Origin of the sequence: Streptomyces sp. NPDC058240, from assembly GCF_042882135.1 — a bacterium.
Lineage (GTDB): Bacteria > Actinomycetota > Actinomycetes > Streptomycetales > Streptomycetaceae > Streptomyces.
In genome coordinates this window covers 1-22,813 of record NZ_JBHVWT010000034.1, presented here as the reverse complement: position 1 = coordinate 22,813, position 22,813 = coordinate 1, and the positions used below count along the sequence as shown (strand labels likewise).

The window sequence follows — 22,813 nt, the reverse complement described above, 5'->3', positions numbered from 1 at the left end:
CCCGACGTGGATCCTCTCGTGTGGATCATGCCGGGCTCGCGGGGCCCGGCATGATCCGGACGAAAGACCCTGGTGCCGCGTCAGACCGCGTTTGCCGTGTGGTCCGTTGCCGATGAAGCAGGCCGGGCGGAAGTCCGCGACCTGCCTCGGCGGCATCCCTCGGGGGCGGCCCTCACGCGGTTGCGGAGCGTGCCGATGTGCTCGACCTCGACCTCGACGACATCGCCTGGGCGCAGATGGCGACCGGAGAATACGCCGGCACCGCGCGGTGTTCCGGTGAGGATCACGTCTCCGGGTTCGAGGGTCTGGTAGTGCGAGAGGTAGGAGACCAGCTCGGCCACGCCGTGGACGAAGCTGCTGGTGCGGTCGTCCTGGCGTACCTCGCCGTTGACCCGGGTGCGCAGCCGCAGGTCGAGCGGGGCGGTGAACTCGTCCGGGGTGACCAGGCAGGGGCCGAGCGGTTTGAAGGTGTCGAAGCTCTTGGCCACGCCGATGGACGCGGTCGGATCGCCCGACATCGCGCGCTGCTGAATGTCACGCGCGGAGACGTCGTTGGCGATGGTCAGGCCGGCGAGGTGGCTCGCGGCCTCGGCGGCGGAGACGGCGCTCGCGGGCCGGCCGATCACGACGGCCACCTCGCCCTCGTAGTCGACCTGGTCGGCCGCGCCGGCCGGCAGGCGGATGTCGTCGCCCGGTGCGGTGACCGCGGATCCGGCGACCAGCTGGAAATTCGGCTCCGTGGGCAGGGCGATGTCGGGCCGCCCCATCGCAGCGAACATCTCCAGGGCCTCCTCCGCATGGCTGGGGTAGTTGAGGCCGACGATCAGGATCTTCCCGGGCCGGGGGACGGGGGCGTGCACCCGGACCTCGTCGAGGGCGACCCGCCGGACGACCGGCGCCGCGCGTGCGGCGTCGACACCCGGTCCATGCAGGAGGGCGCCCAGGTCGGCGAAGGGGAGGTCGAGTACGGAGAGCTCGCCGGGGCTCTCCTCCCTGGCGATGCCCAGGGCTGTGCTGTACAGGCGCATCACGGACTCCCACATGTTGGCGACACGTTCTCTTGTTCTGAAGTCAAGAGCTTCCTTGTTCCGGAGTCAAGAGCTCGTCGGTTGCCGAGTCGCTGTTCTCGAACGCGGTGGATGGGGGCGGGGCCGCGCCGCCCGAGGGCTGTCCCGTGACCCCTGGCGGGCGTGCGGCGACAGCTACGGCACCTCGCCGCGTTGTTGGAACGCCCGAATACACCCAGTATTCGGGCGTTCCTCCGCCTTGCGATGCACCGCATCCGACGCCGCACGCTGACCCACCAGGGATTACGGGGCAGCCCTTAGGCTGGGCTGCTATGCCACGGAACCGTCAACAGATCCCGAAAGCCGAGCGCGAGGCCGTCCTGGTCGACAGCGCCTGGGAGCTCTTCGCCGTCAAGGGATACAAGGGGACCAGTCTGGCCGAGGTCGGCAAGGCGGCCGGCGTCGCGGCCAATGCTGTGCGCTGGTACTTCCCGACCAAGGACGACCTGTTCGCCGCCGCGCTGGACCGCCTCTTCCTGCGTGAGCGGGAGCGTGTCGAGGCGGACCCCGTGATCGGAGGTGATCCGCGGCGTCAGCTGGTGACGTTCCTTGCCGACCTGGAGTCGTATCGCGGGCTGCACCGGGAAGCGTACGACCGCATGGACGAGTCGCCGGCGCTCGCCGATGTCTACTCCCGCATGCGGGAGTGGCTGGAGGGCCGCCTTCTCGCCGCTGTTGCAGGCCGGCTGCCCGAGGGGGCCGATATCGCGCCCGTGGCGGACATGGCCCATGTGCTGTTCGAGGGTCTGCTGGTCAGTGCCCGGGAGCTGGACCGGTCGACCGAGGCGTTCGTCGATCTCCTCATGGAGGCGCTGGTGGCCGTCGCGGCGGCGCGCTGACGCGATCTCTTGACTGCCATACAAGAGCCTGTCTACTGTTCTCTTGTATGGCAGCCAAGAGGGTTGCCATGCCCTCTACGAGGAGGTCGTCGCCCCATGGCTTCTCCGCACAAACTCGCCCACATCGTTCTGCGCACCGGCAGCCTGTCGCCCATGACCGACTGGTACATACGCGTCCTCGAAGGCCGCGTCACCTTCGCCAACGACGCCCTCGCCTTCCTGACCTACGACGACGAGCACCACCGTGTCGCGCTGGTCGCCACCGGAGCGTCCGAACGCCCGGCGGATACACACACCGGTCTGCACCACGCGGCATTCACCTACGCCACGATCGGCGATCTGCTCGGCACGTACCAGCGGCTGAAGGGGGACGGCATCCTCCCCTTCTGGTGCATCAACCACGGTCCGACCACCTCGATGTACTACGAGGACCCCGACGGCAATCACATCGAACTCCAGATCGACAACTTCGCCACCGAGGAAGCCCTCGACGAGTGGTTCCGGTCCGGAGCCTTCGAAGCCAATCCGATCGGCGTCGCGTTCGACCCCGATGACCTGGTGCGCCGCTTCAACTCGGGTGAGTCCTTCGCCGAACTGGTCAGGCGCGCATGACCGGCATCGACACCCCGGTCGTCATCGTCGGAGCCGGCCCCGTGGGGCTCGCCACCGCGCTCGTCCTGGGTCGGCACGGCGTCCGCAGCGTGGTCTTCGAACAGTACGACGGGATCAATCCGCACCCCCGGGCCCATGTCGTCAACACCCGGTCCATGGAACTGTTCCGCACCTGGGGCATCGCGGACGCTGTCCGTGCGGACGCGGTCGACCCGGTGTCGGCCGGCACCATCCTGTGGAAACAGACCCTCGCCGGGGAACCACTGGGCCGGATCGACCTCCTCGAAGGCCCGGAGGACCAGCTCCTGCGCCGGATCCACGCCTCCGCCGAGCAGCTCATCTCCTGCGCCCAGGACCGTGTGCAGCAACACCTCCTCGACGCGGTTCTCGCCCAGGGCATGGCCACCGTGCACTACAGCACCACCGTCGTGGAGGTGACGGACCACGGCGATCACGTCGACGTCACCGTGGAAGGCGCGGGCGAGCGGCGGATCCTGCGCACTTGTTACGCCGTGGCGGCGGACGGGGCGACCGGTGGCCTTCGCGACACGCTCGGCATCGCGATGGACGGCTCCGCGGTTCTCGGCCACCAGCTGAACATCTACTTCCACGGCGATCTGTCCCCGTGGACGAGCGAGGACCCCGCCCTGCTGGTCTGGCTGATCAACAGTGCCTCCCCGGGGCTCCTCATCGGGATGGACGGTGTTCGCCGGTGGACCTTCCAGCGGAGCTTCGACCCGGCTGTCGAATCACCGCAGGACTACCCGCCCGAACGGTGCGCCCGGATCATCCGGGACGCCGTCGGAACCACCGAACTCGACCTGGACATCCGCTCCGTGGGGCCGTGGACCATGACGGCCCGGACCGCCGAGACGTACCGTAGCGGCCGTGTGTTCCTCGTGGGCGACGCGGCGCACCAGTTCCCGCCGACAGGCGGCCTGGGGATGAACAGCGGCCTCGCCGACGCGGACAACCTGGGCTGGAAACTCGCCGCCGTGCTGCGGGACGGTGCTTCCGACGCCCTGCTCGACAGTTACGAGCGTGAACGCCGTCCCGTCGCCGTCGACAACGCCCGCCACAGCATGCTCAACGCCATCAAGATGGCCGAGGTCGGGATAGGGCCCGAGACGACCAGGATCGCCGCCCTCCTCGAAAGCCCCGACCCGGCAGTCGCCGAGGCGGAACGCCGACGGATCGCGCAGGCCATTCCTCCACAGCGCCCGCACTTCGACGCGCTCAACCAAGAGATCGGATACATCTACGGAGCAGCCCGGCACGCCGACGACGCCCCGCTCTCGGCCACCGACCACACACCGACCGCCGTCCCCGGAGCACGACTTCCGCATGCCTGGATCGAACGTGACGGGGAGCGGGTGTCCACACACGACCTCCTCATCCCGGGCTTCACCCTCATCGCGGCCCCCGGGGGAGCCGACTGGGCCGATGCCTTCGCGGCGACCGGGGAGGGCGTGGCGAAGCGGACCGTCGTGATCGGCCGGGACGTCACCAGCCCGGACGGCCACTGCCCCGAGCTGCTCGGGATCGGTGAGGACGGAGCCCTTCTCGTCCGGCCGGACGGCCACATCGCTTGGCACAGCGCCGAGGGATCATCCCCTGCCTCCGCACTCGCCGCCCTGGTCAACGCCGCCGAGCGGTCCGCCTAGCCCGGCGCGGGGCGCGTGAGGGGCGCCGGGCCGCGTGCCCGGCGCCCTCCCGGCCCTGGTCCAGGACCTTGCTCCCGGCCGTCCTCGTCCCGGCCTCTTGGCCCGTTGGGCGGCACGGCCCGTCCGCCCAACGGGCCCCGCTCGGCGTCCTTTTCACCGCGGCGTTCCGACGCTCCGGCGTTCCCGCCCGAAACACCCGGAAGGCCGGGTCCGGCGGCCTCGGTCTGCCCCGCCTGCCTCACGGATGCCACAGTTCCGGCCGACGCCGAATGGTCCCGGCCGCTATCCATCCGCGCCGCCCGCCGGCGACCAACGCCGCCCGCGCCGCCCGCCGCCGACCGGAGCCGACACGCGCACCATGGCCGCGCCCTGCCGACACGGCCGTTTCGGGCGCCCGCCCTTGCCGTACCGGGCCGACTCCTCGTCCGCCCCGACGACCACAGATGCCCACCCGGAGGAACGCAGTGGTGAACCCCCAGAAAGCAACCGGCTCCCGCCCCACGCTCCAGGATCGATACGTACGCGAAGAAGGCACCCTTCACCTCACCGGCATCCAGGCCCTCGCCCGCCTGCCGCTCGACATCCGTCGCGCCGACCGTCGCGAGGGCCGCGACACCGCGGGATTCGTCTCCGGATACGAGGGTTCGCCGCTCGCGGGATACGACATGGAACTCGCGCGCTGCGGCTCCCTTCTCGACGAGTACGACATCGTCTTCCGCCCCGGCGTCAACGAGGAACTCGCGGCGACGGCCGTTCAGGGCACCCAACTCGCCTCGGCGCAGCCGGACAAGCGCGTCGACGGCGTCACGGCCATCTGGTACGGCAAGTCCCCGGGCCTCGACCGCGCTTCGGACGCCATCCGGCACAACAACCTGATGGGCACCCACCCGGACGGCGGCGCACTGGCCCTGGTCGGCGACGATCCCGCCGCCAAGTCGTCGACCGTTCCCGGCGCCTCCGAACTGCTCCTCGCCGACCTGGGCCTGCCCACGCTCTATCCGTCCGACCCGCAGGAAGCCCTCGACTTCGGGCTGCACGGTGTGGCGATGTCCCGGGCATCCGGACTGTGGGTGGCGCTGAAAATCGTGACGGCCGTCGCGGACGGTTCCGGCACCGTCGACGTGAGCGCCGGACGGGTGTCACCGATCGTTCCGGACCTCGCGGTCGACGGGGTGCCGTACCGCCACACCGTAGGCAGCCGGATGGTGCAACCGGTCCTCGGCGATCTGGAACGCAGCCGGGACGGCGCCCGTCTGGAGATCGCCCGTCGCTACGCCGTCGCGAACAACCTCAACCGAATCGTCAGGACGGGGCCTGACGACCGCATCGGCATCGTCGCGGCGGGCAAGACCTTCCTCGATCTCCGCCAGGCCCTGCGCATCCTCGGACTCGACGACGCCGAACTGGAGCGGTGCGGTGTGCGCCTGCTGCACCTCGGCATGATCCACCCGCTGGAACCCACGGTCGTCGAACGGTTCGCGAGGGGACTGCGCCACATCGTCGTCGTGGAGGAGAAGCGGCCTGTCATCGAGACCGCCCTCAAGGACCTGCTCTACGGCCGCCGCGACCGGCCGGCTGTCTTCGGCAAGCGCGCACCCGACGGTTCGGCCCTGTTTCCCCTCGACGGAGAACTCGATGCCGACACCGTTGCCGCGCGGCTCGCGCCCCCGCTGAACGCACTGGGTGAATTCCCCACCGTACAGGGCTGGTTGGAGACCACTCGGGTAACGACCCGGCGCAGGGCGCTGCCACTCCTGCCCCTGCTCACCCGCACCCCCTACTTCTGTTCCGGCTGTCCCCACAACCTCTCGACCAAGGCACCCGAGGGCGCCGCCGTCGGGGCCGGGATCGGCTGCCACGCCATGGTCACGCTCATGGACCCCGCCCAGGCCGGGGACGTGATCGGCATGACGCAGATGGGGGGAGAGGGCGCCCAGTGGATCGGCATGCAGCCGTTCCTCGAACGTGACCACCTGATCCAGAACCTCGGCGACGGCACCTTCCACCACTCCGGCAGCCTCGCCATCCGCGCTGCGGTCTCGGCCGGGGTGAACGTCACCTACAAGCTGCTCTACAACTCTGCGGTGGCCATGACCGGCGGACAGCAGCCCGTCGGCGTCATGCCCGTGCCCGCGATAGCCCAAGGCCTCCTGGCGGAGGGCGTCAAGCGGATCATCGTCACGACCGAGGACGTCAAGCGCTACCGGAAGGTCACGCTTCCGAAGGGCGTCGTCGTCTGGCACCGCGACCGGCTGACCGAGGCCCAGGAGGCGCTCGCCCGCACCCCCGGCGTCACCCTGCTTCTCCACGACCAGGAATGCGCGACGGAACTCCGACGCAAGCGCAAGCGCGGCCTCGCGCCCGAACCCACCGAGCGCGTGATGATCAACGAGCGGGTGTGCGAGGGATGCGGCGACTGCGGACAGCAGTCCAACTGCCTCTCCGTGCAGCCCGTCGACACCGAGTTCGGCCGCAAGACCCGGATCGATCAGTCCTCCTGCAACAAGGACTACGCCTGTCTGGCGGGGGACTGCCCCTCCTTCCTCACCGTCGTCCCCGCCGGCGGAAAGCCCGCCTTCACCCCCGTCCCGATGCCGGACGGCGCCGCCCTGCCCGATCCGGAGCCTGCCGTACCGGCATCCCACACCACCCACACCACCCGGATCACCGGCGTCGGAGGCTCCGGCGTGGTCACCCTCGCCCAGATCCTCAGTACCGCGGCCTCACTCGCGGGCCTGCACGTCCGGGCCCTCGACCAGACCGGACTGGCCCAGAAGGGCGGCGCGGTGGTCTCCGACATCAAGATCACCAAGGTGGCGACGGAACAGGCCGGCAAGGCGGCCCTGGACGAGTGCGATCTCTACCTCGGCTGTGACCTGCTCGTCGCCGCCGAACCGGGACAACTGACGACGGCCGCCCCGGCGCGAACAGTGGCGGTCGTCTCCACGGCAGAGGTCCCGACCGGACAGATGGTGATCGACCCGGAGGTGTCGTTCCCGCCTGCCGAACATCTCAAAGAACGGATCCGGGCAGAGTCCAGGGACGCGGTCTTCCTCGACGCGCGCCGGCTCGCCAACGACCTCCTGGGTGAGGACCAGTCCGCCAATCTCCTGCTCACGGGCGTGGCCTACCAGAGCGGTGGGCTGCCGCTGCCGGCCCATGCCATCGAGGAGGCGATCACCCTCAACGGAGTGAAGGTCGAGGCCAACCTCAAGGCGTTCCGTCTCGGCCGCCAGGCCGTCGCCGACCCCGAGGCCTTCGCCGCCCTCCTGGAGGGGCGTGCCGCCGCACCGAAGCCGGGGCGCGGTCTGTCCGCCGCGGCCCGGCACACCCTCGAACTGGTCGGGGCCGCCCCCGGGTCGGAGCTCGCCCGGCTCCTGGAGGTCCGTGTACCGGACCTCGTCGCGTACCAGAACGCCGCCTACGCCACGAGGTACGCACGTTTCGTCGCACAGGTACGTCAAACAGAGTGCGAGCGTGTCCCCGGCTCGACCGCACTCACCGAGGCCGTGGCCAGGCACCTGCACAAGCTGATGGCGTACAAGGACGAGTACGAGGTGGCCCGGCTCTCCCTCGACCCCGAGGTCGAGCGGGAGGTGAAGGCACGCTTCGGGGACGGCGCGCGGATGTCCTACCGTCTCCACCCGCCCGTTCTGCGGGCACTCGGCATGAACCGCAAGATCGAACTCGGCCCCTGGTTCAAGCCCGCCTTCCAAGCACTCGCCGCGATGCGCAGGCTCCGTGGCACACGCCTGGACCCCTTCGGAGCGGCACGTGTGCGGCGTACGGAACGGGCCCTGGTCGTCGAGTACGAGGCCACGATCACCGAGGTCTGCCGGAATCTCGACGAAGGCAGCCACGGTTTGGCCGTAGAGATCGCCTCACTGCCCGACACCGTGCGCGGCTACGAGGAGATCAAGATGGCATCAGTGGCGCGATACAGGACCCGGTCCGCGGAACTCGTCGGTCGGCTGTCCTCGGGACGCGAACGTACGGATGCCAACACGGCGGCATCCCGGGACGTGTTGTGACCCGGTCCGCGACTCGCACGTCGGCGAGCTCGGCCACCGCCTCCTCCGCGATCACCTCGTCCGTGGATCCGGCCGCGATGATCGTAGACGCGGCGGCGTTCAGCGCGGAATCACCCAGCCCGGCGTCCAGGTCCCGGCGGCGTCGTGGCCGGCCGCTGTGGCGGCGAGGTGGGCGCGGAGGGTGGCCAGCGCCGGGTGGGGGTTGTCGCGGTGCCAGAGGAGCGAGTGCGGGTAGACGGGCATCGGGTCGGTCACCGGGATGCGGCGCAGGCCGTGGTCGGCGGGCCAGATGAGGCGGGTCTGCCCGCCCATGAAGGTGGCCAGGGCCGGGGTGTCGGCGATCGTGTCGAGGAGCGCGTCGGAGCCGAAGTTGGGGCCGGTCGCCTCGATGGTGAGGCCGAACTCGGCGACGAGGTCGTCGTAGTAGGCGGCCCACTCGGTACCGGGCACGATGCCGGGCATCCAGATCCGGTGCCCGGCGAGCTGGGCGACGGTCACCGACCGGGCGCCCGCCAACGCATGGGCGGGCCCGGTGAGGAGCTGGAGCGGCTCGTCGAGCACCCGGACGGACTCGATGTCCTCGGGAAGGGGCCGGCCGGGCACGGCGACGGCGCGGAAGGACGCGTCGATCGCACCGGACCGGATGGCGGCGACGGCCGCCTCGATGTCGAACAGCATCAGCACGTCGAGTTCGATGTCGGGGTGCGCGCGGTGGAAGTCGCGCATCAGGCCCGACTGCGCGCTGCGCGAGGCGATCACGTCGACGCGCAGCGGGCGGCGGCCGGTGCGCACGGACGCGACCGCGCGCTCGCTGACGCGCAGCAGCTCGCGCGCGTGGGGCAGGAACGCCTGCCCGTCGATGGTGAGCTCGGCGCCGCGCGGGGTGCGGGTGAACAGTTGCACGCCGAGGTTGCGCTCCAGCGCGGCGATGCGCTTGGAGACGGCCTGCTGGGTGACCGCCAGCTCGGCGGCGGCCTCTCGGAACTGTCCCGCGTCGGCGGCGGCGACGAAGGTCCGGACGGTGTCGAGGTCCATGCCGATACCCTATGGGTACAACCGATGGTTGTGGTTGGCGGCCCTTCGGTTGTCTCATTCCTGGATATTGGGCTCGCTTTGATGCTTCCGATCGCGGATTGGTTGTGGCGGCGAGCGGCGAGCGGCGAGCGGCGAGCGGCGAGCGGCGAGCGGACAGGCACCGCCGTGGCGTACGTTCCGCCGAACGCTTCGCTGCCGCCCTGTCCCACCCCACACTCGGAAAGGCAACCCAAGCTCTCGGCACCACACAGGCTGCCCTGACAGGACAGCTCACCCGACCCGAAAGTGACGTGGGGCCAGCTCCTCCCCGAACGGGCTGAACGAGGACGACCCATGAAACTCCCCCAGTTCGGGAAACGCGTGGCCGACGCGGTCAACAAGCTGCGCAGCTAAGAACCTGCACCGCCCAGGAAGGTAACGGTCTCGGCGAGTGGGGCGCGGTCGATACGGGCGTACGCCGCGGACGCGTCCTCGAAGCCGACTGACAGGCCGCCGAAAAGGATCAGCTCCTTCGGCGGCGACACGACCTCGGCGACGGTTCGGTGATACACCGACCACGCCATTTGTGGGCAGCTGTGCAGACCTTCGGCGCGGAGCAGCAGCATCCCATCTGCTCGTGCGGGCCTTCTGAGCCACCCGCAGTTCCGCGTTCTCTATCGTGGTGACGGTTGGCAGTCGAAGAAGGTGACAGGTGGATCAGCACGACGGACTTGCCGATCTGTTCGAGACCCACCGCGATCGACTGCACGCGGTGGCACAGAGGATGCTCGGTTCCCTGCCTGAGGCGGACGATGCGGTCCAGGAGACCTGGCTGCGCCTGGCACGCACGGATGTCGACAGCGTCGCCAATCCAAGTGGACGACCACTCGAAACCCCGTGCCGGCAGCGACCCGGAGCAGGAGGCGGTGCTGGCCGAATCGGGCGGACGCGCATTTCTGGTCGTGCTGGATCGGCTGGCTCCGGACGCGCGGGCTGCCTTCGTGCTGCACGACGTCTTCGCCGTGCCCTTCAGGGAGATCGCCCCCATCGCGGACCGCTCCACGCCTGCCGCAAAGCAGCTCGCCAGCCGCGCCCGCCGACGCGGCCAAGCGGACCCCCCGGAATTGCGACTCCGTGGTGCTGGGATGCACGCACTATCCCCTGGTGGCACAAGAGATTCTGCAGAGCCTGCCCACCGGAACCACTCTGTACGACAGCGCGGAGGCAGTCGCCCGCCAAGCACTTCGGCGATTGGACCGAACCACAGAATCGCACAGCACCACGGGTTCCATCGACGTGGTACTCAGCGGGCGCCGCGGAGATCTCCCAGCAGGCGCCCACGCCTACCCGGTGGGTCGCGCCCTTGCCTCCGCAGCGCGGGTGCCCCGCGGCATTCTCATCTCCGCCGCAACTCGCGCCTCGATGAATGCTCCGGCGATCTGAGAAAGCCCCGGAACCTTTACAGCTTGTCGGCCAGGTGTGCAGCCAATCCGTTGCGCGGTAGAGGTCGGGTGCGCGGTAGAGGTCGGGAAACCACAGAGCATGACAATTACGTGACGCCGAGGACCGGTGTCTGCCTCGCGCGGGGCTCCCCGCCGCGCAGTGGGTCTCCCAGGCGAGAGAGCGGTGCGGAGCGGGTCGAGGCACCGGGGTGACCGGCACCTCCGGGGAATCAGGCACGGTAGTCTCAGCCATGCCCGAGACATCAGTGGCGCACTTCTACGACGAACTGGCCGACGACTACCACCTGATCTACCCGGACTGGGATATGAGCATCCGCCGGCAGGGGGATGCTCTGGACGCCCTGATCGGCCAGGACCGCGCGGCGGTCCTCGACTGTTCCTGCGGCATCGGCACGCAGGCCATCGGCCTGGCGCTGCGTGGGCACCAGGTCACCGGGACCGACCTCAGCCCCCGCGCCGCAGCCCGCGCTGCCCGTGAGGCCGCCCGTCGGAACCTGAGCCTGCGCACGGCTGCCGCCGACATGCGGCGCCTCCCGTTTCCTGATGGCCGGTTCGACACGGTCGTCTGCGCCGACAACTCGCTGCCCCACCTGCTCACCGAGCAGGATGTGCACGCCGCCCTGGCCGAGATGCGCCGCGTGCTGCGTCCCGACGGCCTGCTGCTGGTCAGCACTCGCCACTACGACGACCTGCTGCGCGACCACCCGGCCTCGACGCCTCCACAAGTCCACAGGAACGTCGACTGCGCCGACGGAGAAGAACGAACCGTCACCTTCCAGCTCTGGCACTGGCACGACGACGGCGAGCACTACGACCTGGAGCACTTCCAACTCCTTCCGGCAGGCGGAGAATGGCGCGTCCAGGTCCGCCGTACCACCTACTGGGCGCTCGGCCGGGACCGACTGGCCGGCCTCGCAGCCGAGGCCGGGTTCGTCGACCCCGAGTGGCGGATGCCGCAGGAGACGGGCTTCTTCCAGCCGCTGCTCGTGGCCCGCGCCCGCCGCCATCGCTCCCATTCGTCCCGCACCGGCCCAACCGATGCGATCCTCCCCGGCGCGCGAACCGGACCCAGGGCGTGAGGTGGGAGATGGCTGACTTCGGTGGCAGCATCCTGGAGCAGTGGCCAACCATCGCTCCAGCCCTGGTCGTAAAGGTGCTGCCGTTTCGCTACGACGACGAGACGGGCACGTGGACGAGCCGACGGCCATCAGGCCGTCGGCTCGTTGCTGTGGGCCAGGAGGCAACGTGGTCCACGCGGTGTCCCTGATCAACTTGGGTGAAGCCGGATGGTCCGAACTTCTCAGTGCCGCTGCCCGGCTCCCCATGCTGCGGCGCCAGGATTCCACTCCGGAAAGGCTCAGACCCTGAACGCCTCACTCGCAGAAGCACTCTCCATCGTCCTGCTCCTGGCGGTGCTGGCCTGCGCGGTGATCCGGCCGTGGGGCTGGCCGGAGGCGGTCGTGGCCGTTCCCGCCGCCGGCGTGGTCATCGCCACCGGCGTGATCTCGCTCGACCACGCGGCGGCCGAGGCCACCCGGCTGGGCCCGGTGATCGGCTTCCTTGCGGCCGTCCTGGTCCTGGCCCAGCTGTGCGACGACGAGGGCCTGTTCCACGCCTGCGGCGCCTGGATGGCCCGCAGAGCGGCCGGCCGCCCCCGCCGCCTGCTGGTCCTCGTCTTCGTGGCCGCCTCACTGATCACCGCGGTCCTCAGCCTCGACGCCACGGTGGTGCTGCTGACCCCGGTGGTGTTCGCCACCGCCGCCCGGCTGGGCGCCCGCGCCAAACCGCACGTCTACGCCTGCACCCACCTGTCGAACACCGCCTCGCTGCTGCTGCCGGTATCCAACCTGACCAACCTGCTGGCGTTCGCCGCCAGCGGCCTGACCTTCACCCGCTTCGCCGCCCTGATGGTCCTGCCCTGGATGGTCGCCATCGGCGCCGAGTACGTGGTGATCCGCCGCTTCTTCGCCACCGACCTGGACGCGGGCGCCGAGGCCCCGCCCACCGACGAGCCCCGCGAACTGCCGCTGTTCGCCCTGCTCACGGTGGCGGGCACCCTGGCGGGCTTCGTGCTGACCTCGGCGCTCGGCATCAACCCGGCATGGGCGGCGGCCACGGGCGCGGCCGTCCTGGCGGCCCGCGCCCTGGCCCAGCGCCGCACCACCCCCACGGCGATCGTCCGGGCCGCGGCCCTGCCGTTCTGCGCCTTCGTGCTGGCGCTGGGCATCGTGGTCCGGGCGGTGGTCGACAACGGCCTCGCGGACGCACTGGGCCACCTGGTGCCCGGCGGCACCGGCCTCCCGGCCCTCCTCGCCCTCGCGGCACTGGCAGCCGTACTGGCGAACGTCATCAACAACCTGCCCGCCGTCCTGGTCCTGCTGCCCCTGACCGCCCCCACCGGCCCGGGTGCCGTCCTGGCGGTCCTCCTCGGCGTGAACATCGGTCCCAACCTGACCTACGCCGGCTCGCTGGCCACCCTCCTGTGGCGGCGCATCCTGCGCGAACACGACACCGACGTGGACCTGGGCGAGTTCACCCGACTCGGCCTGTTCGCCGTGCCCATCTCCCTGCTGCTCTCGGTGGTGGCACTGTGGGTCTCGCTCCAAGCGATCGGAGGCTGAACACCGTGACCGTCATCGTCTGGATCGTGGAGGGCACCTGGCCCGCCTGCGTCGACGCCGCCCGAACCCACGCGCCCGCGGACGCCGACCTGGTACTGCTCCACGTCACCGGCCACGAGGTGCCGGGCGCCGCGCACGGTGCCTACGCCGGACTGCTGGGCCGCGCACGCCCCGACCGCGACCCCGGCACCGCAGTGGAACACCTGGCCGCCGCCTCCGCCGAACAGCTCCTGGCCAGAGCGGCCGAGCGGCTGGGACGACCGTGTACCCGGCAAGAACGCTCGGGCCGCGTCGAACGGGAAGTCGTGACTGCCGCAGAAGACGCCGACCTGCTCATCCTCGCCCGCGACGGCGACCGCACCCACCTGGGACCCCGCAGCCTCGGCCCCGCCGTCCGCTTCATCGTCGACCACGCCCCCTGCCCCGTCCTGCTGGTCTGGCCGGAGACCGCACCCAGTACGACCACCATCCCACCGCCACCGCCACCGCCACCGCCACCGCCACCGCCACCGCCACCGCCACCGCCACCGCCACCGCCACCGCCACCGCCACCGCCACCGCCGCCGCCACCGCCGCAGCCACCGCCACCCCACCCGCCGCACCACCGCTAGCCACGACCAGGCCGGGGTCCTCCACCGACCCGGGTGCGGCGGGAATGTCCGATCGAGCACAGAAGAGACCACTGCCTGCTCTTAAGTCGGTGTAGCGCGCAGCCGCCTCCCTCGCCCCGGCAACGCGGACCGCCGCCGTCCATGCCGGAGCAGGTGCCACCATCTCCGCCCACTCCGCTACGCCGCGCGGCGCGGGCCAGCTCACCACTACTCGGCAGGGCCGCTCGGCCCGCCACGGGCCGACCGCCCGGGGCCGCCCTGCTGCTTGGCCTCCCGGGGCCGCGCCCGCGTCGTACTCGCGCTGGTCGTGGGCGGCAGTCTGTGGAGTAGATCGTCTGACGGAGCGGTCAGTTCGCCGGTTCTTGCTCGCTGCGGCCAGCCGGTCTTCTACGATCCGGTGCATGCTGGATCCCGAGCTGCTGGAACGGATCACCGCGCGGCGTGCGGAACTGGACGAACTCGAGAGACAACTGGCTGAGCAGTTGGCGGAGGTACGGGCCGAGCGGGACGAAATCGCTGTCGCCGAACGGGTCCTTGTGCGGGTGAGCGAGCAACTCGCCGGCGCACGCCGGGCGTGGAGGAGGAGTACCAGCGCATCCTTGCCGCCGTGCGACAGGCCGCAGGACCGGTCATGGCCCGGCAGGTGGGCGAGATGCTAGGGGGGTGGACGTCAGCGTTCGGGTCAGGCTGGAACCGCTGCGCGGGAGGCTGGTCAGACTGGCCGACCGCGGCTGGTCGCGGAAATTGCCCGACGGCCGGTTCACCACCCGCATGTGACCAGGCATGCCGCTGCCCGGAGCGGTGCTGTTGGGGCTCCCTGCAATTGGCTCTGCCCGGAGTTACGTGAATTCCCAGAGCCGCGGCGCGCGATCTTCCTGCGCCTGTGCCTGCGCCTGCGCCGTACGAAGGACTGGGCGTGCTCGGCGCTGAGTTCTGGCCCCGATGCCGATGAGGCGAGCTGCTGGAGAACGTCACCGGACCCTGCGGTGTGCTGTCCGGTCGAAAGCCGGTGTTATGCCGCCCTCACTGGGCCAAGACCGGTCACTCGCCGGCCACTGTTGCTACGTCGGTGTTCCCGGAGGCCGCCCCGCGCTGCTGTCCGACCAGGTCGGCGAAGGAGCGGGCCAGTGGGGTGAGTGCTTCCCACCGTCGGGCCGCCCAGCCGACGGGGAGGGGTGGCAGGTCCGGGAGGGGCAGGAACCTCAGCGGGCCAGCGGACGTACCGGCGGAGTCCTGTCCGGGCAGGGCAGGGACGACCGCATGCCCGACGCCGAGTCCGGCCAGCAAGATGGCGGTGTCCCAGTCGGCGACACCGGTGTCCGACGTGAGGTGGACGCCCAGGCGGGCGAAGGCCGTGTCCACATGGGTACGGGAGGAGGAGTCCTCCGGGAACCGGATGTGCCGAACACCGGAGAGGTCAGCAGGCGTAATCCGCGTCCGGCGGGCGAGAGGATCGTCGGCCCGGACCGCCAGCACCCAGGGCAGCTCCACCACGGGCCGCTGCTCGATGCCCCGCACTGGAGGACCGATAGTGACCCAGGCCAGATCGACAGCACCCTCGGCGAGCGCGTCGAAGCAACTCCTGCTGGAGGTCTCCGTCCGGAACTCCAGGACCGCCCCCGGATGCTGCTCACGGAAGGCGACAACGGCCTCGGACATGAAGTGGCGCACCGACGTGGCGCCAGTCGTCACCCTCACCGATCCGGCTTCGCCACGGGCGAGTTCGCCGAGCCGGCGCAGTGCCAGGTCCAGGCCGGTGATTCCTTCCATGGCCGCGCTCTGGAGCACACGCCCCTCCGGAGTGGGCACGACTCCCCGAGGCCGGCGCTCCAGTAGCCGCACCCCTGTCGCCTGTTCCAGCCGTTTCACGTGCTGGCTGACCGCGGACTGGGTGCAGGACAGGTCGCGGGCGACGGCGCTCAGGCTTCCGGCCTGACATACCGCCACGAAGATTCGCAGGTCCTCGAAGGTCATGGGCACGAGACCAAGGTAGGCCACCCCACACCTAAGAATTTCCTTGGGGGTGCCTAAGGAAATCTGAGGATTGACTTGCCTTTCGTATCCCATCGATGATCACCTCGGGCCCAAGGCGGCAACCCGTCCCGCCCCTCCTGCCATGTCCGGACGAGGCCGAGGCAGCGGGACGGGTGCCGACCCATGAACTGAGAGGACCACCATGCCCCACACCGCACCGCTCATCAGCGGCTCCGGTCTCGTCCCGCCTCGCTCAAAGGTGGCAGTGCTCGGCCCCGGAGGGATCGGTGGCCTGCTCGCCGCGCTGCTCTCCCGCGCCGGACACCGCGTGATCTGCATCGCCGGCGAGGAGACCGCACACACCCTGCGCCGCGATGGCATCCGCGTGCGCAGCGGGCAATTCGGCGACTTCACCGCTGCGGTCGAGGCGGACACCGTTCTGCGTGAGCCCGTCGACCTGTGTCTGGTGACGGTCAAGCAGACCGCGCTCGACGCGGCGCTCGACCGTATCCCGCCTCATCTCCTCAATGACGGCCTCGTTCTGCCCCTGCTCAACGGCATCGAGCACCTGAACACCTTGCAGGCACGCTTCGGTGCGGAACGGGTGGCACCAGCCGTGATCCGCGTCGAGTCCACCCGCACCGCCCCAGGCGTCATCGAACACGGCAGCCCGTTCCTCGAGATCGACCTGGCCGTCCGGCACGAGCCCCTCATCCCGCTCGCCGCATTGCTCACCGCCGCCGGCGCGGACACCCGCGTCATCCCGGACGAGAACGCTGTACTTTGGGCCAAGCTGGCATTCCTGGCCCCCTTCGCACTCCTCACCACCCGCTACGGCCTGCCGATCGGCGAAATCCGGTCCGAGCGACGCAAGGAGCTGGCGGCCCTGGTCGAGGAGACCACCGCTGTCAGCAGGGCCTGCGGTGGGCCGGCGGATGCCACCCGAATCCTGGCGCGCTATGACGCTTTCCCATCCAGCAGCAAATCGTCGATGCAGCGCGACGCGGAAGCGGGCCGCCCGCTGGAACTCGACGCGATCGGCGGAGCCCTGCTCCGAGCGGCAGAGCGACACGGCATCCACGTGCCGCTCACGACACGTCTGATGACCGAACTGGAAGGGCGACTGAGCCCCACCACCCCCAGTCCTCGATCAGATCCCTGACGTAGCAGGCCCCGGCGATCACGGCCGGGGTCCACTGGGAGCAAGCCGGGGACTACACCTCACCAGCCGACTTTGGACTCACGAAAATAAGGTCAGAACCAATCCAGAGAGCCTCAACACTGCGGCGCGGGCGTAACCGGGTTGCCCCCGACGGCCGTTGGAACTGTGTGACGAGAACCAAGGAACGCGCCGAGGACACCTGCCCCGCTTATCTACCAGTGCCGTCTGCCGCTGTCCACGCACACGTCAACCGTCTCGCCGACCTGCTACGACGCCACCTGAAGGCGATACGGTTCAGGTGGCGGATCCTGCCGCCCGGGCGGATCGCGGTGATCGTCCTGGCCGTGCTGCGTCACGACCAGCGCCTGGCCGACATGGCCGGCGGGAACAACGTGTCCGATTCCTCCGTCCGCCGCTGGCGCGACGAGCTGATCGCCCTGTTCGCCGCGCAGGCCGGCGCGCAGCCAGCCGCGATCGACGGGTCCGACCAGCTTCCCGCGCAGCGGTTCCAGCTTGGCCCGCATGCTGACGTCGACTCCCAGCGTGTCGCCGACCTGCCGGGCCATGACCGGCCCGGCGGCCTTCTGCACGGCGGCGAGAATGCGCTGGTAGTCCGGCGGGAGTGTGGTCTCCTCCGTGCCTGACGTGCGGTGCGGGATCAGCGTCACCGCTCGTCCGCCCACCTGCCCGGGGGTGTCGGCACGGCCGAGGCGCGTTCGTCGGCGAGCTGTTGGCTCATTCACAGCGGCCATGTACTTGTCGAATATCGATATGCTCCTCTATCTTGGGCATATCGAAAATCGATGGGGAGGGATGCAATGAATACGCGACTCACGAGGACCCTGGCCTCGGTGACCTTTGCGCTGGCGGCGCTCTGCGGGCTCGTTTTCATCGGCACGGGGGTCACGCACATGCTCGACGACGGGACGGTCTGCGTGCAGACGGACTTCTGGCACAACGCCTCACTGGCAGACCCACTGCCGGTGGGCACGGACGTGAAGGTGTCCAGCAGTGCCACGCGCCTCTGCCAGGACAGTCCCTCTGGGGGGCAGCGCGCCGCCGATCTCGGTGGCGAACTGCCCTGGCTGCTGTTCGGTGCGTTCGCGCTGCTGCTCTTCTCCCGGGTGCTCAAGGCCGTCCTGCTGCAGGGGCCGTTCACCGAGGCGGTGGCGCAACGGCTCTCCGTTCTCGGCTGGTTCGTCACCGTGGGCACGCCGCTGGCGGGCCTCATCGTCGGCTGGTCGCAGTCCTGGCTCGTCGGGAGCATGGCACCGATCGTGGGTTCTGAGCCGACGGTCTCCGGGCCGCTGGTGCTTGTCCTCGCCGGCCTCGCCGCAGTGATCATGGGGAGGATCATGCGTGAGGGCGTGCGCATGCGAGAGGACCTCGAAGGGACCATCTGATGCCCGAAGAGGAACCTCACGCGATCCGGATCCACCTCGACCACCTTCTCGCCGAGCGCGGCATGACACTTACCGAGCTGTCCGCGCAGGTGGGTATCACCGTCGTCAACCTGTCCGTACTGAAGAACGGCCGGGCCAAGGCCATCCGCTTCTCGACCCTGTCGAGGATCTGCGAGGTCTTGCGGTGCCAGCCGGGAGACCTGATCACCCACGACCCCGCCAAGCCGGGTCTATAGCCGACCACTCTGACGGACGATCTACCCCGCAGACTGCCGCCCACGACCAACGGGAGCACCCGGAAGACCGTCACGCCAGCCCTTTGACCTGCGCCTTCAAGTTGGCGAAGACTCACTCTCCCCGCACCGGTCCGCGCGCCGACGATGCCGTGCACTCCTACCCGGCCGATTGCCTTACGGTGCGGCCTGTTCGGAGTGCGGCATCAATCGCCTCAAGAGGCACCGGGCGATACCCACCCGCTACGAGAGACTCGCCGTCCGCTACGAGGCCACTGGCCTCGTAGCGGCTATCAGTGAGTGGCTGTGGGCAGCATCTTCGCAAGTGACCTGGTGGGCCTTCACCGATGCTCCTCGTCGAATGCCTGGGCGACGGCGAGGCTGTCCTCGTAGACATGGTGCCGGGTGACCAGGCCGTCTTCGATGGTGAGATGCAGCGAGAACCGCGCGCGATACGCACGTCCGGTGGGCCGGGCGGTCTGGCGGATCTCGCCGAGCACGACCGCGTCGTTTCCGTCTATGAGGATGCGCTCGACCTCAGTCGCCACGTGCTCCGGCAAGTGGTGCTCGGCAAGCTCGCGATAGTGGGCGGCCGCGTCGGCCCGGGTGGACCGGTGACGGATCCACGGCGTGGCAGTACGGCCGTGCTCGGTCTCCGGCCAGTTGAGCTTCCAATCGCCCTGCTCGGCATACAGTTCGGCGATGCGCTCGGGGTCGCCCTCGCCGATTCTGCGCAGCAACTCCTCGACCACAGTGCGCGTGTTCGTAGATGCGGCTATGGACATGGCTGACCTCTCCGTCCTGGTCCGCGTCCTCCGACGCGGAGAGATCGCCAATTCTGCCGGCGCAGGCAGGCCGAGACGATTACCTCTGAAGTAGGGCCGGTGCATCGCCAAGATCCACTTTCGATACACGGCCTGGCTCGACGGACGATTCGAGCACGGCAACATGACTTGCCCCAGGGATCGCTGCGGCATCCTTACCCTTCGCGTACCGGCTCGGCCCTCAGGTACCGACCCCAGATCTGGGCCTTGCGGTAGGGACCGTCCCCGCTGCTTCGGCTAAAGAACAAGGTCAGAGCAGGCTGGTGATGTGCGGCTCCCATCGGTGCTGGTGCTGGTGCTGGTGCCTGTGCCTGTGCTGGTGCCTGTGCCTGTGCTGGTGCCTGTGCCTGTGCCCGTGCCTGTGCCCGTGCTCGCCAGCTCGGCCATTACCCGGCCGGGTTCGCCGGATCCGTGCCGCCATCCGTACGAGCGAGTGGAGGCCCCGCCCGGCGGGGCGGTGGTTGACGGCGCCACCTGCCCACGCCCGGTGTCGGGGTGCGGAGCGCCGTCGTGCGGCCGACGTGCCGCTGTTCGGAGAGGGCGCGGTACCTGCTGCTGGGTGAAGGCAGCCTGGGTGACTGCCGCTTGGGACCAGTCGGTTACTCGGAGGTACTCTTCGGCGGGTTCTGTTGTCGGCGCACACGGTCGACCTGGTCGCGGAACAGGCCGGTGAAAGTCGCCTCCGGGTCGCCGTGCGGCCCGGCGATGGTGCTGGCGAGGACGGCCACCTGCATGGCTAGGACCGTCACCAGATCGGCGCTCCCCATGGGCCCACGTGCGAGGGCCAGAGCACGGGCCGCGTCATCAAGCCGGTCGAGGGCGGGTTCGTCGCCAAGGCTGATGCCGAGCCGGTCTGCCAGGACGTGGGAGACGATCGCCACGGCGTCACCGAGGGGCTGGTCGATGCGGAAATCGGTGCACCTCGTGTGGCTGTCCACGAGGATCGCCGGGATCGATGCCGGTCCGGGGGTCTGGAACAGTCCTTCCTTCCGCCATTCCTCGTACGGAGGCGGTCCTGCGGCGTCACGGCGTGCGCGGTGGTGGTCGGTGGGATGGCCGGCGGCGGTGCGGCAGGCGCGGCCGATGGTCGCGTTGCAGTTCGGGCAGGCCACGCGCCGGTTCCAGGCCCGGACGCGCTTCACCGCTTCGCCGGAGCGGAACTGCGGGCGCCAGTGCCCCCAACGGGCGGCCTGAGTCATGACGCCTCCGGTAACTGAGCGGGCAGTGTCACTCCGAGTTCACCGGCATCAAGACGACTGCGGGGCGGCTGGTCGTAAAGGGTGTCGTGCATGCACTCCTCCAGGTAGCAGAGGGACAGGGTGGGAGATCACCCTATGGCGAGGGCAGGAAGCGGAGGGCGAGCGGGTTCAGGGGATGTCGCCGGCCCAGTCCCATCGGCCGGGCTCGTCGGGGCGGGCCTCGGAGTCGGCGCGGTCGTTGCCCCTCGTACGCGCTCCTGTACGTGCTCCCGTTCGTGATCCCGTTCGTGATCAGCGTGGCCCCGGTGGCCCGTTTCTCAGGTGTCCAGTGGGTGACGTCGACGAGCGGGTCCAGGGCCCCGCCGACGAGCTCGACGTACTCGTGGTCGGGCCGCGCGTAGGGGTCGGGTCGTCGTAGCGGGATCCGTACACCCGGCACCCGTCGCCGCGGTAGTCCAGTCATGCGATCAGGCCGGCACCGGCCGCCCGGCGACGTCATCCGTCCGTGCGGAGTGCCGCGGATCGAGTCGCACACAAAATCGAACAAGTGCTCTAATTGGGGTACGGCCTCCCCCTTCCCCGACGACCTGGTCCGGGCCCAGCGCGACTGGCTCGCCACCTATCGGCAGCTCGCCGCACCCGGCCCCCGCCACACCACCGCCCTGCGCCGCCGCCTCCTGGACCTGTCCGTCTACCTGCTGTGGCATCCGTTCTGGTCCACCCCGCCCGGCACGCCTGCTGCCCGGGTCGAGCTGCGGCGGCTCGCTCACTGCCAGGAGCAGCGCGGGACGAGAGCGGCATAACCCTGCCGGACGTCCTGTCCGCCCGGCAGGAAGCGATCCTGCGCACGATCCCGGGCCGGATCACCGAGACCGGTGAGAGCCCTTCTTCCCGGCAGATCGGCGATCGGGTCGGTCTGTCCGGCACCAGCTCCGTCGCCTACCGGCTCGGCCGCTTCGAGCCCGCTGACTGATCAGCCGCACCGGCCACTGCCGGTGCTCCTGTCGCCTCAGCATCTGACTCGGGGTGCGGACTCGCGCGGCGGCCTGGCCGGCAGGGCAAGCCGGCCGCTGACGGACCGGCCGAAGGCCGGGCACTCCGGTAAGAGATGCGGTTGGTCAATTTGCCCCGTCGAGTCGACTTGATGCTCGGCGGGGCGAAGTGCTGCCAGGCGGGAGGTACGGGTCCGGGTTCTGAGCCTGTCCCCGGCCCAGGCGTCGAGCCGGGCCAGGTCAACCGCGGCTGCGGTGACGGTGGCGGCGACCACAGAGGCAGGGATCGGCGCCATCCGCTTCTGGGCGGGCGGCAGGGCGCCCCGGTCCAGGAGTGCTGGGCCGGCCGATTGTCTCCGCGGTGTGACGGTTGTCACTGTGCGGTCACGGTCGGCGGTCGGTGAAACCCTTACCTATGGTCCGGTATCTCCCTTGGTGTCAGCCAATCTTCGTCGCAGAGGATGCTCATGAACCACCGTTATGTCTCCGCCGCCGTCGTCCTCACCTCCGCCGCCGCGCTCCTCGCCGCCGCGGGCGGGCCTTCCGGCGCCAGCCCGAACCCGGCGGCAAGCACCGCGGCCGTGTCCACCACGGCCGGTACAGTCACCCGCGGTTCGGCTACGCCCACCACCGCCGACGCGCAGGCCAGGGCCACGGGGGCTACGGCCTGGCAGCCGTGCTACCTGCCCGCGGGGTACAAGCACTTCTTCGAGCTGGACTCCGCCAAGAACGTCCACGGCAGCATCGTCGTTCGCGTCACCCCGGAGACGTGCAGCGTGAACACGGAGAACGACGAAGACGTCGTCTACACCCCAACGGGAGCGGCCCGGTCGTATGTCTTCGCCGCAGGCGCCTCTGTCAAGGTCTTCAGCGATATCGACACCACAACCGTGAAGTCGGTCGCCCCGAAGTGGCTGGTGAACCACAAACTCACCAACAGCCCGCACTTCTACTACCGTCTCAACGGCCAGCGCCAGATCACTGCCATGCAGGAGATCTACCACCCCTAGGGGGACTGTAAAACGATCGGTGTAACTCCTGATCAAGGAAGATGCATCGATGACCAGTGAGAACGTGACCGAGGCCGAGTCCGTCGAGCCGTCC

General features: G+C 69.7%; 19 protein-coding genes and 2 pseudogenes. 14 read left to right on the top strand and 7 right to left on the bottom strand.

All coding sequences use genetic code 11. The features are described from left to right. Positions 1–80: 80 nt before the first annotated feature. Positions 81–1,028: a fumarylacetoacetate hydrolase family protein gene (locus ACFVX4_RS32330; protein ID WP_389984126.1), complete on the bottom strand. Its 948-nt coding sequence runs from the start codon at positions 1,026–1,028 to the stop codon at positions 81–83. A 311-nt stretch (positions 1,029–1,339) separates the two neighbouring features. Here ACFVX4_RS32330 and ACFVX4_RS32325 point away from each other — a divergent pair, with 311 nt between their 5' ends. The 4 genes from ACFVX4_RS32325 to ACFVX4_RS32310 all read left to right on the top strand — a co-directional run bounded on the left by ACFVX4_RS32325 (position 1,340) and on the right by ACFVX4_RS32310 (position 8,213). Then, positions 1,340–1,906: a TetR/AcrR family transcriptional regulator gene (locus ACFVX4_RS32325; protein WP_389984123.1), complete on the top strand. Its 567-nt coding sequence runs from the start codon at positions 1,340–1,342 to the stop codon at positions 1,904–1,906. A gap of 96 nt (positions 1,907–2,002) precedes the next feature. Then, positions 2,003–2,518, top strand: a complete 516-nt coding sequence (locus tag ACFVX4_RS32320; RefSeq protein WP_389984119.1) for a VOC family protein — start codon at positions 2,003–2,005, stop codon at positions 2,516–2,518. After that, positions 2,515–4,182: an FAD-dependent monooxygenase gene (locus ACFVX4_RS32315; RefSeq protein ID WP_389984116.1), complete on the top strand. Its 1,668-nt coding sequence runs from the start codon at positions 2,515–2,517 to the stop codon at positions 4,180–4,182. The genes ACFVX4_RS32320 and ACFVX4_RS32315 overlap by 4 nt, the downstream gene beginning before the upstream one ends. Before the next feature lie 467 nt (positions 4,183–4,649). After that, positions 4,650–8,213, top strand: a complete 3,564-nt coding sequence (locus ACFVX4_RS32310) for an indolepyruvate ferredoxin oxidoreductase family protein (RefSeq protein ID WP_389984113.1) — start codon at positions 4,650–4,652, stop codon at positions 8,211–8,213. Between the two features lie 99 nt (positions 8,214–8,312). Here ACFVX4_RS32310 and ACFVX4_RS32305 read toward each other — a convergent pair whose 3' ends face one another. Continuing rightward, on the bottom strand, positions 8,313–9,248 hold the full coding sequence (locus ACFVX4_RS32305; protein WP_389984110.1) for a LysR family transcriptional regulator: 936 nt from the start codon (positions 9,246–9,248) through the stop codon (positions 8,313–8,315). Positions 9,249–9,637: 389 nt separating this feature from the next. Beyond that, positions 9,638–9,853, bottom strand: a complete 216-nt coding sequence (locus ACFVX4_RS32300) for a hypothetical protein (RefSeq protein WP_389984107.1) — start codon at positions 9,851–9,853, stop codon at positions 9,638–9,640. Positions 9,854–9,939: 86 nt separating this feature from the next. Here ACFVX4_RS32300 and ACFVX4_RS32295 point away from each other — a divergent pair. The 4 genes and pseudogenes from ACFVX4_RS32295 to ACFVX4_RS32280 all read left to right on the top strand — a co-directional run. Beyond that, positions 9,940–10,345 (top strand): annotated as a pseudogene (locus ACFVX4_RS32295) (sigma factor); the annotation flags it as partial. Positions 10,346–10,920: 575 nt separating this feature from the next. Then, a complete protein-coding gene (locus ACFVX4_RS32290) occupies positions 10,921–11,769 on the top strand; it encodes a class I SAM-dependent methyltransferase (RefSeq protein ID WP_389984104.1) in 849 nt (282 codons plus the stop codon). Positions 11,770–12,054: 285 nt separating this feature from the next. Beyond that, positions 12,055–13,311, top strand: a complete 1,257-nt coding sequence (locus ACFVX4_RS32285; protein ID WP_389984247.1) for an SLC13 family permease — start codon at positions 12,055–12,057, stop codon at positions 13,309–13,311. A 5-nt stretch (positions 13,312–13,316) separates the two neighbouring features. Continuing rightward, positions 13,317–13,808, top strand: a pseudogene (locus ACFVX4_RS32280) (universal stress protein); the annotation flags it as partial. Positions 13,809–14,963: 1,155 nt separating this feature from the next. Here ACFVX4_RS32280 and ACFVX4_RS32275 read toward each other — a convergent pair. Continuing rightward, positions 14,964–15,896, bottom strand: coding sequence for a LysR substrate-binding domain-containing protein (locus ACFVX4_RS32275; protein ID WP_389984244.1), 933 nt, complete (start codon positions 15,894–15,896; stop codon positions 14,964–14,966). Positions 15,897–16,098: 202 nt separating this feature from the next. Between ACFVX4_RS32275 and ACFVX4_RS32270 the strand changes: the two genes are divergently transcribed. After that, positions 16,099–17,058, top strand: a complete 960-nt coding sequence (locus ACFVX4_RS32270; protein ID WP_389984101.1) for a ketopantoate reductase family protein — start codon at positions 16,099–16,101, stop codon at positions 17,056–17,058. Positions 17,059–17,324: 266 nt separating this feature from the next. Here ACFVX4_RS32270 and ACFVX4_RS32265 read toward each other — a convergent pair whose 3' ends face one another. Beyond that, complete coding sequence (locus ACFVX4_RS32265) at positions 17,325–17,726, bottom strand: hypothetical protein (RefSeq protein WP_389984098.1); 402 nt, start codon at positions 17,724–17,726, stop codon at positions 17,325–17,327. A gap of 150 nt (positions 17,727–17,876) precedes the next feature. Between ACFVX4_RS32265 and ACFVX4_RS32260 the strand changes: the two genes are divergently transcribed. Both ACFVX4_RS32260 and ACFVX4_RS32255 read left to right on the top strand, forming a co-directional pair. Then, positions 17,877–18,461 (top strand): DUF2975 domain-containing protein, encoded by a 585-nt coding sequence (locus ACFVX4_RS32260; protein WP_389984095.1) that lies wholly within the window; start codon positions 17,877–17,879, stop codon positions 18,459–18,461. Then, complete coding sequence (locus tag ACFVX4_RS32255; protein WP_389984092.1) at positions 18,461–18,697, top strand: helix-turn-helix domain-containing protein; 237 nt, start codon at positions 18,461–18,463, stop codon at positions 18,695–18,697. Before ACFVX4_RS32260 ends, ACFVX4_RS32255 begins: the two co-directional genes overlap by 1 nt. A gap of 338 nt (positions 18,698–19,035) precedes the next feature. Here the strand turns inward: ACFVX4_RS32255 and ACFVX4_RS32250 are convergent, their stop codons facing one another. Further along, positions 19,036–19,479 (bottom strand): nuclear transport factor 2 family protein, encoded by a 444-nt coding sequence (locus ACFVX4_RS32250; RefSeq protein ID WP_389984090.1) that lies wholly within the window; start codon positions 19,477–19,479, stop codon positions 19,036–19,038. A gap of 638 nt (positions 19,480–20,117) precedes the next feature. Continuing rightward, positions 20,118–20,717, bottom strand: coding sequence for a hypothetical protein (locus ACFVX4_RS32245; RefSeq protein WP_389984087.1), 600 nt, complete (start codon positions 20,715–20,717; stop codon positions 20,118–20,120). Positions 20,718–21,238: 521 nt separating this feature from the next. Between ACFVX4_RS32245 and ACFVX4_RS32240 the strand changes: the two genes are divergently transcribed. The 3 genes from ACFVX4_RS32240 (at position 21,239) to ACFVX4_RS32230 (ending at position 22,719) form a co-directional block, all read left to right on the top strand. Continuing rightward, the gene (locus ACFVX4_RS32240) at positions 21,239–21,520 is read left to right on the top strand and encodes a hypothetical protein (protein ID WP_389984241.1); all 282 of its coding nucleotides are present in this window, start codon (positions 21,239–21,241) and stop codon (positions 21,518–21,520) included. Next, positions 21,418–21,690, top strand: a complete 273-nt coding sequence (locus tag ACFVX4_RS32235) for a hypothetical protein (protein WP_389984084.1) — start codon at positions 21,418–21,420, stop codon at positions 21,688–21,690. The genes ACFVX4_RS32240 and ACFVX4_RS32235 overlap by 103 nt, the downstream gene beginning before the upstream one ends. Positions 21,691–22,176: 486 nt before the next feature. Further along, positions 22,177–22,719, top strand: a complete 543-nt coding sequence (locus ACFVX4_RS32230; protein ID WP_389984081.1) for a hypothetical protein — start codon at positions 22,177–22,179, stop codon at positions 22,717–22,719. Positions 22,720–22,813 lie beyond the last annotated feature (94 nt).